Source organism: Snodgrassella gandavensis (assembly GCF_914768025.1).
In the GTDB taxonomy this organism is placed as follows: domain Bacteria; phylum Pseudomonadota; class Gammaproteobacteria; order Burkholderiales; family Neisseriaceae; genus Snodgrassella; species Snodgrassella gandavensis.
The window spans coordinates 257,825-270,818 of record NZ_CAJZCE010000001.1; the positions used below are offsets into that span (position 1 = coordinate 257,825).

The 12,994-nt window shown below is 45.0% G+C and carries 11 protein-coding genes; 3 read left to right on the forward strand and 8 right to left on the reverse strand.

Annotation, left to right across the window (positions count from 1 at the left end; genetic code table 11):
• Positions 1–35: 35 nt before the first annotated feature.
• Complete coding sequence (locus tag MJ764_RS01210) at positions 36–752, reverse strand: DUF502 domain-containing protein (protein WP_239323912.1); 717 nt, start codon at positions 750–752, stop codon at positions 36–38.
• 517 nt (positions 753–1,269) lie between these two features.
• Here MJ764_RS01210 and MJ764_RS01215 point away from each other — a divergent pair.
• Complete coding sequence (locus MJ764_RS01215; RefSeq protein ID WP_239323913.1) at positions 1,270–3,534, forward strand: DNA internalization-related competence protein ComEC/Rec2; 2,265 nt, start codon at positions 1,270–1,272, stop codon at positions 3,532–3,534.
• A 71-nt stretch (positions 3,535–3,605) separates the two neighbouring features.
• The gene (locus MJ764_RS01220; RefSeq protein WP_239323914.1) at positions 3,606–4,034 is read left to right on the forward strand and encodes a hypothetical protein; all 429 of its coding nucleotides are present in this window, start codon (positions 3,606–3,608) and stop codon (positions 4,032–4,034) included.
• A gap of 52 nt (positions 4,035–4,086) precedes the next feature.
• Here the strand turns inward: MJ764_RS01220 and lolA are convergent, their stop codons facing one another.
• Positions 4,087–4,701, reverse strand: coding sequence for an outer membrane lipoprotein periplasmic chaperone LolA (gene lolA / locus MJ764_RS01225; RefSeq protein ID WP_275415212.1), 615 nt, complete (start codon positions 4,699–4,701; stop codon positions 4,087–4,089).
• 350 nt (positions 4,702–5,051) lie between these two features.
• Positions 5,052–5,465: a DUF1090 domain-containing protein gene (locus MJ764_RS01230; RefSeq protein ID WP_239323915.1), complete on the reverse strand. Its 414-nt coding sequence runs from the start codon at positions 5,463–5,465 to the stop codon at positions 5,052–5,054.
• Between the two features lie 153 nt (positions 5,466–5,618).
• On the opposite strand from MJ764_RS01230, the gene MJ764_RS01235 reads away from it, so the two are divergent.
• Positions 5,619–6,470, forward strand: coding sequence for a ferritin-like domain-containing protein (locus MJ764_RS01235; RefSeq protein ID WP_420853907.1), 852 nt, complete (start codon positions 5,619–5,621; stop codon positions 6,468–6,470).
• 57 nt (positions 6,471–6,527) lie between these two features.
• On the opposite strand, the gene MJ764_RS01240 is transcribed toward MJ764_RS01235, so the two are convergent.
• The 5 genes from MJ764_RS01240 to MJ764_RS01260 all read right to left on the reverse strand — a co-directional run bounded on the left by MJ764_RS01240 (position 6,528) and on the right by MJ764_RS01260 (position 12,953).
• Positions 6,528–7,415: a metal ABC transporter substrate-binding protein gene (locus MJ764_RS01240; RefSeq protein ID WP_420853908.1), complete on the reverse strand. Its 888-nt coding sequence runs from the start codon at positions 7,413–7,415 to the stop codon at positions 6,528–6,530.
• A 46-nt stretch (positions 7,416–7,461) separates the two neighbouring features.
• Positions 7,462–8,337 carry a metal ABC transporter permease gene (locus MJ764_RS01245; protein WP_239324079.1) on the reverse strand — a complete coding sequence of 292 codons (876 nt, stop codon included), beginning with the start codon at positions 8,335–8,337 and terminating at the stop codon, positions 7,462–7,464.
• A 4-nt stretch (positions 8,338–8,341) separates the two neighbouring features.
• Positions 8,342–9,070, reverse strand: coding sequence for a metal ABC transporter ATP-binding protein (locus MJ764_RS01250; protein WP_239324080.1), 729 nt, complete (start codon positions 9,068–9,070; stop codon positions 8,342–8,344).
• Positions 9,071–9,270: 200 nt separating this feature from the next.
• Complete coding sequence (mnmC1, locus tag MJ764_RS01255; protein ID WP_239323917.1) at positions 9,271–10,836, reverse strand: FAD-dependent 5-carboxymethylaminomethyl-2-thiouridine(34) oxidoreductase MnmC1; 1,566 nt, start codon at positions 10,834–10,836, stop codon at positions 9,271–9,273.
• Entirely contained in the window at positions 10,833–12,953 is a 2,121-nt protein-coding gene (locus MJ764_RS01260; RefSeq protein WP_239323918.1) for an AsmA family protein, read from the reverse strand. Before MJ764_RS01260 ends, mnmC1 begins: the two co-directional genes overlap by 4 nt.
• Positions 12,954–12,994 lie beyond the last annotated feature (41 nt).

Genomic DNA, 12,994 nt, shown 5'->3' on the forward strand with positions numbered 1-12,994 from the left:
TGTCATCAGGAATATTGTCCCGGCCAAATCCGGCACTAGTGGGGTTTGGCTGGTTTGTGTAGCGGGAAAATAGCCTGTAATGACTGTTTATGTGGGGGGTCGTCTGGCTGTACCATGCCTAGTGAAATAACATATTTCAGTGCATCGTCCACGCTCATGTCGATTTCGCGTACATCTTTACTGTTGACCATAATATAGTAGCCACCGGTAGGATTGGGCGTGGTAGGTACGTATACAGAAATGAATTCGTTTGCTGGCGTGTTATCAGCCTGATGTGGCAGGGCAGACGCAATGTTATCCGGTATATGGCCAGATACAAATCCGATCGTCCAGATGTCTGGCTGCGGAAAGGGTATCAGTACCGGTGTTTTGAAGGACTGACGCGAATCTGACAATAATGATTCAGATACTTTTTTGACACCGGAATAAATGCTTTTTACAACCGGAATGCGCCCCCAAAATGCATCCCAAGCAGCTAATATTCTGCGCCCGAGCATATTTGCTGCCAGTAAGCCAGTAAAAAATACAATGATCAGCGCAGCTAGCAAACCTATACCATGGAGTTTAAATCCTAAGAATGCCTGTGGTTGCCAGCGTGCCGGTAAAATATTGACGAGCTGATCCGCCATGCCAATGATGTAACTGATTACCCAGATTGTCACAATGATGGGCAGCCATACCAGCACGCCAGTGAGCATGTATTTTTTTAAGGATTTTTTCAGTTTTCCGCTCTCGGCAGGCTGTTGCGCCATAGTGTAGTTAAATCCTTTTAATCAGGTCAGCTTACGATTATCAAACGTTATATTATACCTACATTTGGTTGTTTTCACAGTGGCTATTACTGATGTTAATTAAATTTAATTTTAGGCAGGTCGTTTTGGAAATATAAGCTGGCGTTATCTGGCCAAACCTGTGATTCATCTGATGCAAGTGTGTAATTGTTTATGGTCAAATCTCAGTGTTGATGTCCGCTGTTTTGTATAAGCTGTTATATGATTTACTTCTTTCAAACTGTTTGTTTTTATTTAAATAAGCAGATGAAAGTTGATATGTTATTTTATTATTTGATTTAAAGATGATGCTGTAGTCAGTATTTAATACTTGAATGGCTTTAAGATTGAGCTAATAAGTTTTCTGAGGTTAATTTAGAATTACACCGATTAAACGATGAATAAATTACAAAGACATTTTATGTTAATTTGTTTGGTATAATGTACATAGTATAAATATAAAATTAATTATATCTTTTGGGGAGTTGTAGCTGTTTATATGGCGAAAATCCGTTTTGCCTGTGCCTGGTTGCCATGGTGGGTTGTGGGTGTTTGTGGCTCTTACTTATTACCTCAGTCTGTAATTTTGCCATGGCTAAGTGCTTTGTTTATTCTGGCTGTGTTGACTGTGTGGCCGGGCTGGCTATGGTGTCGTTATGGCTGTGCGATTTGCGCTGGCGTGATATTTGCATTATGGCGTACTGATATGATATTGCAACAGCAATGGCCATTAACTGATAAAGCACAGTTACACAATGTCGTGATTAAAGTCACGGATATTCCCCAGCAGGATAAGCAGCGCAGCCGCTTTGTAGCTCAGGTAAGTTTACCCAACGGGCAACAGCAGCAATGGCTATTAACGGATTACACAAAACAGCAATGGCCGCCGGGCAGCAGATGGCTGGTAAGGGCAAAAGTACGTGCGATTATCGGCGAAAGCAATAAGGTTGGTTTCAATCAGGAAGCTTGGGCACTGGCCAATCATATTGGTGCGATGGCAACTGTTGTCAAAGGGCAGCGTAAAGCGTTACCCGCCTCAGTTGGCTGGCAGGAATGGCTTGCACGCTGGCGTCTGTGGTGTAGTGCGCGCTGGCAGGCACAGGCTCACACTTACCCGCAGGGTGTAGCCTTGTTAAAAGCACTTGCTGTCGGTGAGCAGTCTGCTTTGCCAGCCGAAGCCTGGCAAATATTTCGTCCACTTGGATTGAATCATCTGGTTAGCATTTCCGGCCTGCATGTAGGTATGCTGGCCATGCTGGCTGCATGGTTATGTGGTAAATGTTTACAGTATTTACCCATACGCATTCACCAGCCATGGATATACACTCGCTGCACGGCTGTGCTGACAGCCATTGTTTATAGTGCACTGGCCGGTTTTGCTGTGCCCACCCAGCGCAGTATGCTGATGATTATTATTCTGGCTTTAACTTGGCGACGCGGGTATTTACGAGCCTTTCAGGTATGGTGGTTAACGATGGCGATTGTGTTGTTGTTTGACCCTTTGGCTGTATTAAGCGTTGGATTCTGGCTGTCTTTTCTGCTGGTTGCTGTGTTAATGTGGGCTGGTGAGGGCTATGGCCATGGTGCTAAATGGCGTCAGTTAGTACTGGCGCAATGGGCAGCAGGGCTGGCTTCGGTTGTACTGGTGGCTTTTTGTTTTGGTTCGGTACCGCTTATATCGCCGCTGGTCAATGCTCTGGCTATTCCTTGGTTCACGCTGGTACTGGTGCCGTTGGCCTTACTGTCATTGATTGTACCAATTGATATATTGCGTACTCTTGCCGCGTATCTGAGCGAACAAACTATGCGCCTGCTACACTGGGTAGCTGGCTATGCACCTGAATATTATCCGGCGCATGCTCCTTTGGCGTTATGGCTGCTGGCGCTTATTGCCGTTTTGCTGTCACTGCTGCCACGCGGCTGGTATTTACGTCCATTATGTCTGTTAATTTTACTTTTATTGCTTGGCTATCGGCCACCGCGTCCAGCACTGGGTGAAGCGGTTATCAGGGTATGGGATGTTGGGCAGGGTTTGGCCGTAAGTATCAGTACGGCGAAACATGAATTATTGTTTGATACTGGTACTGCTTATGCGGCGCAATCTGCCTTGTTGCCCAATTTACGTGCTGCTGGTATTAAACGGCTGGATACGCTGGTTCTGTCGCATAATGATAGCGACCATGATGGCGGTGCAACGCTGATTAAGCAGCATCTGCAACCACAAAGTATTATTGCCGGACAACCACAAGCATATTCCTTTCCAGTGCAAGCATGTAGAGGCGGCTTGAACTGGCAATGGGATGGGGTATGGTTTGAGTTTCTTAATCAGCCAGTGGCGGCCAAAAGCGGAAAAAATGAATATAGCTGCGTGTTACGCGTTGTAAGTGCCGATAAAGCCATCCTGATTACTGGTGATTTGGGCAAAAAGGGCGAGCGTGCTTTACTGGCTGCTTATAACGATAATTTATTCAGCCAGATTTTAATTTTAGGCCATCATGGCAGCCGTCACTCCAGTGATGTGAATTTTATCCGTACAGTGGCACCACAATATGCTGTTGCCAGTGCCGGCTTTGCCAATCCATATGGCCACCCGCATGTTCAGGTACAGCAGTTACTGGCACAGGAGGGTATTACCTTATTGCGCACAGACCGGATGGGAGGCATGCAAACTATTTTATCGGCACGGCCGGTGCGCTGGCAGCTATTACACAGTTACCGGCCTTACTGGCAGCGCAAGCCGAGGTTAGAGACTATGCCAAAATAGCTTCTGAACGACATAATATACTGGCGTATAATGATAAATATGCGTTAACTGGCTGGATAGAAGGAATTAATATGCATTGGTGTAGAATTTTCACTTTGGGCTTGATGGGCTTAGTGCTGGCTGCTTGTGCTACACCGGAACAAAAAGCTGCCTGGGCGGCAGCGGAAAAAGCTGCTGAACAGAAGCTGAAGCTGGATTTGGCGGCACAATGTGATGCACGTACTGCCGAATTGATGCAGGCACAAATGCAAAATCCGGCATTTTTTTCTGATCCGGCCAATGCGAAAATAGCGGAAGAATATCGGCAAAAGGTTAATCTGCCGATTTTTCGGAGTTGTTACAAACTGGCTTGGGACAATTATGTGAGTCAGATCAGGTTACAACAGGCGCGAGACTGGGCAATGCAGCGCAGATGGGATGATGATATGAACTGGATGATGTTCAGGCCACGCTGGTGTCGCAGCACCCACAATGGGCGTTCATATGTATACCGTTGCTGATAGTGAAATAAAACAGGCAGGTAACACCTGCCTGTTTGTTTAATTGTGCTTGCTACTGGGTCAGTACATCGACACCTTTGGGTGGTGTAAATTTAAACTGACTGCGGTTAAATTGCGGATGGATATTGATTTTGCTGAATGTGATGGTGGTTTGATTACCAAAACTGTCTTTTAGCTGCATGTTGGCCAGATTATCGCCACGAAAACCGATACGAATATTCTGATAACCGGTATTACTGCGTTTCGGTATGGCTCGCACATAATCGACACCATCGCTACTGCCATCATCTGACAGGGAATAATTGGCATTCAGTGCTGATTTATTGGAAAGAATGGCTGCTGGTGAATCACCAATTGTCTGGTTTTGCTCTTGTTTGGTTACCTGAGCCAAATCCTGATCATATAACCAGACAGTTTTACCGTCGCCGACAATTGTCTGTTTAAAAGGCTGCGTGTATTCCCAGCGAAAAAGCCCCGGGCGTTGAATGGCAAATGTGCCAGATGTTGTTTGCGTGCGTTTTTTGCTGTGAACTGTCTGGGTGAACTGGCCAGAAATACCATCTGTATCTGAATTAAATTTTTGCAGGGTGTCTAAACCACCTGCACTAACCAGTACACTGCTTATAGCCATAATGCCACTAAGCACAGCTTTGCTCAAAATTCGCATTAATCACTCCTTTGCTAAACTATTAATGAATATTTTAGCTGTTCGCGGCTAAAGTTGAAACAGAAATTGCCTGTTTGACTACTTCGGCACAATAGTGCTGTAAACAAGCAAAACCATTTTGATGGATCAAGTGGCTATTTTCAATGAAGTTTTATGCATATCAGGCAAGTAACCGCTTGCCTCAGTGGGCAAAATAAAATTACAAATTAATAATGTTAACTTTTAAATTATATTTAAAGATTAAGACAATATTGGCATAGGTACCATCTAAGTAAAGTAATCATGCAATAGAATTCTAACGGAAAAAATCGTAATCCTATCAATTTTTCCATTAGTATGGATTGATCCATTTACTGCTTGGCTGCTTGCTCGAAACGGGCAAAGTTCTGTTTTGCCTGTTGAAGATTTGCCTTATTCTCATTCAGTTTATTTTGCAAGTCAGTAATTTTGTTACTATCGCCTTTGGCATGAGCTTTGTCCAGTTTGCGCTGGGTTTCATTAATTTTATTGGTTAATTTATCGAGTTTCTGGGTATATTTCTGCCGTAAGTTTTCGTTGCTACAGTTTTGGAGAATATTGGCTTTCTGGGTATTAAGACGATTAATTTGTTTCTGATTATTATTGGCACGAGCATATTGTAATTGCTTCTCAATCTGTTGCTGCTTTTCTTTACAGGTTTGCCAATTGTCATCTGCCATAGCAGGAAATGTGGCTGACAAGGCCAGCGCAAGTAGGGTACCTTTAAGTGTGCGTGAATAATTCATATATTTATCCTTTTCATGTTCAAGATTTTATATTGTAAAACGATTAGGTGATTTCCACTATATGCAAGGTAAAATCTATCTAAATGATGGTTTATTTTGCTCGTGCAGGGCATGTATACTGAACTGTAATTTACTTTATGCCTGTTTTTGAAAATGTCTATTGCTGCCTTGCTGGAATCTGCCTTATTAAGTTGTCTGCCAGATGAAAAATGTGCCCTGAGCAATGCGGCACAACAGTTATGTTTACAAACACCAGCCAATGCGTTGCAACGGGATGAAACTGCTGTAATTAAAGATTTTCGTTTGGCTGGTCATCCGGTGCGGCCAAAGCTGGTACCGCCAGCCAAAGTCAAAAGCCGCAAGTTTACGACAGCAGAGGGTTATGCAGCCTTATTGCATGCAGTTTGTCACATTGAATTTAATGCAATCAACTTGGCGCTTGATGCTGCCTATCGTTTTCGGCTGTTACCAGAAGAATTTACGCGTGATTGGGTGCGGATTGCTGCCGAAGAAGCACATCATTTCCAGCTTATGCGGCAGCGTTTACAGGCCTCAGGCTATGATTATGGTGATTTTTCCGCGAATAATCATTTGTGGGACATGGCCTATAAAACTGCATTCGACCCACTGCTGCGTATGGCTCTTGTACCTAGAGTGCTGGAAGCGCGTGGACTGGATGTTACTCCGGGAATGCGTGCTAAGATAGCGCAAAAGGGTGATGATGCCACTTGTGCCGTGTTAGATATTATCTATCGCGATGAGGTGGGGCATGTGCAGGTGGGGAATTACTGGTATCAGTATCTATGCACGCTGCGTGGTTTGGAACCATTGGCTTTATTCCGGCGCTTACTCAGCCGCTATGATTTATTTATTTTTCGTGGCTATGTGAATATTGATGCACGTGAACAGGCCGGTTTTTCGCGCTTTGAATTGGAAATGCTGGAAAATTTTGAGCAAAACCGCCAGTCTAATATACATAACTGGCGGCAGGCTCTGCAAAATTAAAAGCAAACGCATGAACCAAGCATGTAAGTGGATTGAGCTATGCGTTTATTTGCCCGCTTATTTCATGGCAGCACTTAAAGCATTGACATTATAACGGAACATATCAATATAAGTTGCAGCAGGTGCGCCTTTACTCAGTGCATCAGAATACAGGTGGCCGCTAATTTTGGTTTGGGTTTCACTGGCAATTCGCTGTACCATTTTTGGATTTTTAATATTTTCAATAAAAATGGCTTTAATATGGTTGCGGCGAATCTGATTGATGATTGCTGCTACTTGTCGCGCAGACGGTTCTGCTTCTGTGCTTACACCTTGTGGAGCGATAAATTGAATCTGGTAGCGCTTTGCCATATAGGCAAAAGCATCGTGCCCGGTCAGTACTTTGCGTTTTTCTGGCGGGACGGCATTAAACATTTTGCTGGCCCAGGTGTTTAATCCTGCAAGTTGTTGTTGGTAGGCTGCTAGCCGCTGCTGATAGTAGGCTTTACCTTGTGGGTCTACACTAATCAGGGCATTGGCGATATTACGCGCATACGTCTGCATTAAAACAGGATCATTCCAGACATGTGGGTCGGTGTGCTGGTGATGATCGTGTCCATCATCAGCCATCATCAAAGGCTGAATACCCTGAGTAACGACAAACAGGGAAACACGGCTTTGCTGGGCGGCACGTTGTAAAGACAAAGGTTCCAGTCCCAAACCATTCAGTAAAATCAGTTTGGCCGTACGCATTGCACGCAAATCCTTGCTTACCAACTGATACATGTGTGCATCCTGATCGGTACCAATCAAGCTGTGTACCTGAACACGTTCGCCACCAATTTGCTGAGTAACATCACCCAGAATACTAAAGCTGGTAATGACGGGTATAGGTGCGGCATAAATCATGCGGGCAAGGCCCGTCAGACATAAGGTTAACAGGCAGATAAAAAAGCCACGTTTCATTAGCACATCTCCTAAAATAGGTTTATGAATCAGTAATCTGTTTTTTTCAGGCAATATGATGGCGCTGGCGTCTGTATAAACGCCATAAAATACCGCTCTCGCTGCCAATAAATAATGACAAAATATAGACAAAGCCACAGCACAGAATAATGGCGGGGCCAGAAGGCAAATCAATATAGTAAGACAATAACAGGCCTACATAACCGCACACCACTGCAATAGCGGCAGCTATGGTCATGATGCCGCCCATGGTTTTATGCCATAAACGCGCACTGATGGCGGGTAACATCATTAATCCTACCGACATCAGTGTGCCTAAAGCCTGAAAACCCGATACCAGATTCAATACGACAAGTATCAAGAATATAATATGCCACAGTGTACCTTTGCCATTTACAGAGCGTAAAAACAAAGGGTCGATACTTTCAAGCATCAGTGGCCTATAGATAACGGCCAGTACCAGCATGGTTATACTGCTGACAACAGCGACCAATGTTAATGCCGCACGGTCTACTGAAAGTATGGATCCAAACAATAAATTAAGTAAATCTACGCTATTACCACCTCTACTCACCAAAACTACCCCAAGCGCCAGACAGGTGAGAAAAAAGGCGGCAAAACTGGCATCCTCGCGCACATTGGCAAAGCGGCTGGCCAGCCCTGCTAGCAAAGCCATCAGCAGGCCGGCTATAAAGCCGCCTATACTCATTGCAGGCAGACTCAAACCTGCGAGCATATAGCCTACCGCGGCACCCGGTAAAATGGCATGTCCCAGTGCATCACCGACCAGACTCATGCGACGCATCATCAGGAAAACACCTACGGGTGCAGTTCCCAGAGCCAGAAATACAATCGAACACAGGGCAAAACGCATGAAATCGTAATCAGCAAAGGGCTCTAGAAGAAAATTGACAATATTCATTGATTTACCTGTCACACCACTGGTTTTGTTCATATTGCTGCATGGCTTCTGTAGCCTGTTGCAGATATTGATCCGTTAATACACTGTCAGTTTTTCCTGCGGCAATTTTTTCACGCGCAATCAGTAGGGTATTGGGAAAATAGGCTTGTACCTGTTCGTAATCGTGTAAAACAGTAATCACGGTACACTGGTGTTGTTGCTGGTGTGCTCTGAGAATATCCAGCAAGGCAAAAGTAGTGGCGGCATCTACGGCATTAAATGGCTCATCCAGCAACAGTACTTTGGCATTCTGAATCAGCATGCGTGCCAGTAATACACGTTGAAACTGGCCATTGGATAACTGGGCAATGCTGCGTTCCTTATATTGCAACATGCCTACCTGATTTAATACATCAAGAATACGTTGATGCATGCTTGCGGAGACTGCGGAAAAAAAACCGGTTTCATACCACAAACCCATTGCTACCAGCTCAAATACACTCATTGGCTGGCTGCGATCAATGTCGGATTGTTGTGGCAAATAGGCAATATCAGACCGTTGCAATTGTGGCCAGCGAATCTGGCCGCTATCAAGGCGAACAAGATGCATGATGGCTTTCAGCAGTGTCGATTTACCCGCACCATTGGGGCCGAATATTGCCCACATTTCATTAGAATTAAAATCGATACTGATATGATGGATAGCCGGTCGTTGTCGATAGCTCACGGTAACATTGTCAACCTGAATACTCATGATGCGCACACTGCCCACGCATACATCAACCACAGCAATGCCAGAATCACGCCCACCCAAGATAAGCGTTTACCCACTCCACACAGCAAAAGAGAAAACATATTATGCCTTTACCGATTCAGCCTGATAATAAATGTTACTATATAACATTACAATAATGATACCCTATAACATTACGGCTGTGCAAAATGTTATTATGTTTAAATCGACAACTGGAATGACTGGTGGTGTGTTAGCGATCTAATGGGCAGACGGTTAGGGTGGAGTGCCTGTTGCAGCCGAACTGATAATGGTGATGGCAGGCCAAGCATAGTGGCGGCTATGGCTTCTGCACATAGTGGTGCGGTCACCAGACCGCGGCTGCCATGAGCTGTATTGATAAATATACCCGGTTGCCACGGGCAGGGTTGAGTAAGCGGGTAGTTTTTGTCCAGACGTAATTGCGCATACTGCACCAGCATGGCAGAAGTATCACCAACAGGCCCTACCACTGGTAAATGGTCGTAAGCATCACAGCGTATTGCAGCATGTCCTTGGGGGCTGGCGTTTGGACATAAATCTGCGGCCAGATGTGGCAGCCATTGGCGTAATTGTTGCCAGTTTAGATTTTCATCCTCGGCAGACAAACTATCATCAGTTTGGTTAGGATGGAATGTAGCACCAAAGCAAAGTTTATCTTGCCATGCTGGTGTGATATAGCTATTGCCACTCAGCGCACACTTTAGATGAGTTGCTTTTGAGTGCATGCTGGCAGTGGTTGTCTGCCCGCGTATCTTGTGCAGTGGCCAGCCTGCAACAGGATACAGGGAATTACTCTCAGCGCCGGCACAAATCACAATATGAGATGCATCAAGATAAAACGATTTTTGCTGGTTCTGACAGGCAACCTGCCATAAATCATTCTGGCGGGAAATCGTATTTACTTTAGTAGCCGTTAACACCTGTATCAGCGGATGCCTGAGTAAAACCTGAATCAAGCTAAATGGGTTAATCGCAGCACCATACGGCCACCATAGGCCACTATATGGCACATCCATACCAGCAATCTGGCCTGCCTCTGCTTTGGTAACGGTCTGAAAGAGTGCGCTCTGAGGGTTTTGTTGAGCCAGCGAAGTGTTACGCTTCTCTTCGGTGGCGTTGTAATCCAGATGGATAACACCACAATCCAGCCAGCCTTGCCCGACAGGCAGGCAGTTCTTGAGAAGTGCACGGCTGTAGCCATAGCTGGCCAGTAATAATTCCGTTTGCACTGTGGCATGTGCTGAAATTTTTGCATACAACAGGCCAAGGTGATTACCTGATGCGGCACTGGCAATTGCGTGCTGCTCAATTACTGTTACTGCTATACCGCGTTTCGCCAGCGCAAAAGCGGTGGCTGCTCCGGCGATACCAGCACCAATAACCACTATAGATTTAACCGGTAGCGGTGGCGGCAAGGTAAGCCAGGGTTTGTAAATGAATTTAGAATATACCGGTGTGGTGTAGGCCATACCGGGATTAAACTGCCCCCATTGCTCGTATACCTGCGGTTGGATGAGCGTAAATTTACCAGCATCACGAAAGGGATAGCTGAAAACGGGTTGCTGCTGCCAGAATATTTTTGCTTCAAGCCATTGCTGCACAATAGTCTGGCCGGCTGATGATTTTGCAAGCAAAGATTCCGGCCACTTTTCGGCAACAATCACTATCTCTACTTGCTCATCATTGCCTAGCTGCTGGGCTAACTCATCTGGCTGTGGCCATCCATGAAAAACGTAAATACTCATGGCAGGTGCGCTGGTTCATGGTTTTCAGATGATGCACTGCTTCCCTGATTCAGCCATAACCATTGCTGCTGTAATGTTTGCCGCAAACTATCCTGCTTTTGCTGCGATGTATGCAAGCCAGCAGTTAAGCGCTGATAGTCAATGGTGAACGCTGGTCGGGTAAATGAGCCATTGATACGTAATGGCAACAGATTTTGCTGCTTTGCCCGTCGGGTAGCAATCAGCACGTTGTAATCCATCTGCTGTTGCAGCCACTTAACACTGCCCGTACCTTTAATATCAAAATTATCGGCATGCAATTCGATACGACTGTTTTTTGTGTATCCATTATTAAATGGAATAGCCAGCCTGATAAACCGAAACGGTGTTTGACTGGTTTCATTATAGGCCACTGTGGTCTGGTTATCGCTGTTTTGCAGAATATTATTGATATCAATACCATTCCAGACACCCTGATGAATCTGGATGTGTGCCTGTCCGCTCAGGCTGGACAGCCATTGCTGGCGGCTCATGCCAATACCATGAAAATCAATATCTGCATCACCCATGCCATCCAGATTATGCAAACCAAATGTATCCTGTAGAAAAGACTTAATTTGCACACGGTTTGTATGTTGTTGTACTTTCCAGGTTAATGGATTGGTATTAGTTACCTGCAACATACCATTACTGCTACCACCATACATTTGCAGGCTGATTGGTTCCAGTGTGAAAGTGCGCGCATCCAAGGCTAGTTGGGTTTTAAACTGATCCAGTTGCACAGTAGGAGTGAGGATGGAGTCGATAGTCAGTTGTGTATTAACTGAATTGTTTTTGAACCAGCGAAGCCAGAGTTGTTGCCAATCGGCTGGTAGCAGACCTGTAATCGTTTCTACGTAAGGGCGTAAATTCAACTGCACAAGGTGAATATTGCCGCTTATTTTCCCTAAATGCCGGTCAGTTTGATAATTCAACGCAATATTGACAGGCTGATTATCAAACTGACCTTGTAGATTAAGTTGACCATTACCGGCATCATCACCCTGTACGATACCTGATAAATCACTGATAAAACGTGAATTGGGCAAAGCATCCACTGTATCCTGATGGCTGTTAATCGAAAAATTGTCAATTCTCCAATGACGCATATCCAGCCAAGATAGCTGACCCCTCAGGGTCAGCGCAGTCTGATATAAATGACTTTGCCAGCCACTATCGATTTGAAACTGGGGCAGAGACCAATGATTCTGCAACCAGCTGGTATTACTGGCAGATAATGTTGCATTAATCTCATTGTCGCCAATACGTGCAGTGGCCACACCATTTAACTGCGGTAAAAACAGCTTGGCCCATCCTACCTGCCAGTTTTGCCCGTTACCTGTGACATGTAGCTGATTACGCTGGCTGTGCCACTGCCATTGTACGGCTGATGTCTGGAATAACTGCTGTTGCGGCAGCCAGCGAGCATCAAAATGCCACTGACCATTACTATCACCCAAAGTAGGCAAGCTGGTTTTTACGTCGAGTTTAACATCCTGCCATTGCATGACGGCATCTGGGTGGTATACGGCACTCAGTTGGCATTGCGTGGTTTGCATATCTTCACCACTTAACAAACCGTTCAGTTGAAGCAGACTGGTGCTGCCAAGATTATGCCACCTTAAATTTAACTGATTAATCTGTTGTAGATTAAGCCCATCATGGATGCGAAGACTAGCATTATCCAGAATCAGGCGATTAATCTGTAGCTGCTGGCCTTTATGTGACTTTTGCCATAAATCAATCAGATTCCAGTGCCCCTGACTATTTCGAATCAGATTGATATCTGTATCCATCAGCTGTAACTTTTCAATAGTCAGACGGCCAAACAGACTTTGCCAGCTCAGACCGATTTTCATATTACCAATATTGATATCATCTGTTTTGGTGGCTTTATTTTGAATATGTACCTGATGTAAGATTACCGTTGGGCGTGGAAATATTGAACGGCTGATATCCGGGTCAAAAATAACCTGACGGCCACTCTCAGCCACGAGCGCATTAGCTCGTTTATTAATTTCTTCTGCATTAAACAAATAATGTAGCACAGCCATATCGATGGCCAAGAGCAAAAAGACGCCCAGACAGCTAAATACCATCAATTTCAGCCAGAATTTGCCTGAATGCAATAAGGAAATCA

Excerpts from the sequence above, each read along its gene's own strand:
- MJ764_RS01210 (WP_239323912.1), bottom strand. The coding sequence starts at position 752 with ATGGCGCAACAGCCTGCCGAGAGCGGAAAACTGAAAAAATCCTTAAAA.
- MJ764_RS01250 (WP_239324080.1), bottom strand. The coding sequence starts at position 9,070 with ATGAGTATTCAGGTTGACAATGTTACCGTGAGCTATCGACAACGACCG.
- lolA (WP_275415212.1), bottom strand. The coding sequence starts at position 4,701 with ATGCGAATTTTGAGCAAAGCTGTGCTTAGTGGCATTATGGCTATAAGC.
- MJ764_RS01230 (WP_239323915.1), bottom strand. The coding sequence starts at position 5,465 with ATGAATTATTCACGCACACTTAAAGGTACCCTACTTGCGCTGGCCTTG.
- MJ764_RS01260 (WP_239323918.1), bottom strand. The coding sequence starts at position 12,953 with ATGGTATTTAGCTGTCTGGGCGTCTTTTTGCTCTTGGCCATCGATATG.
- MJ764_RS01240 (WP_420853908.1), bottom strand. The coding sequence starts at position 7,415 with ATGAAACGTGGCTTTTTTATCTGCCTGTTAACCTTATGTCTGACGGGC.
- MJ764_RS01245 (WP_239324079.1), bottom strand. The coding sequence starts at position 8,337 with ATGAATATTGTCAATTTTCTTCTAGAGCCCTTTGCTGATTACGATTTC.
- MJ764_RS01215 (WP_239323913.1), top strand. The coding sequence starts at position 1,270 with ATGGCGAAAATCCGTTTTGCCTGTGCCTGGTTGCCATGGTGGGTTGTG.
- MJ764_RS01235 (WP_420853907.1), top strand. The coding sequence starts at position 5,619 with ATGTCTATTGCTGCCTTGCTGGAATCTGCCTTATTAAGTTGTCTGCCA.
- mnmC1 (WP_239323917.1), bottom strand. The coding sequence starts at position 10,836 with ATGAGTATTTACGTTTTTCATGGATGGCCACAGCCAGATGAGTTAGCC.
- MJ764_RS01220 (WP_239323914.1), top strand. The coding sequence starts at position 3,606 with ATGCATTGGTGTAGAATTTTCACTTTGGGCTTGATGGGCTTAGTGCTG.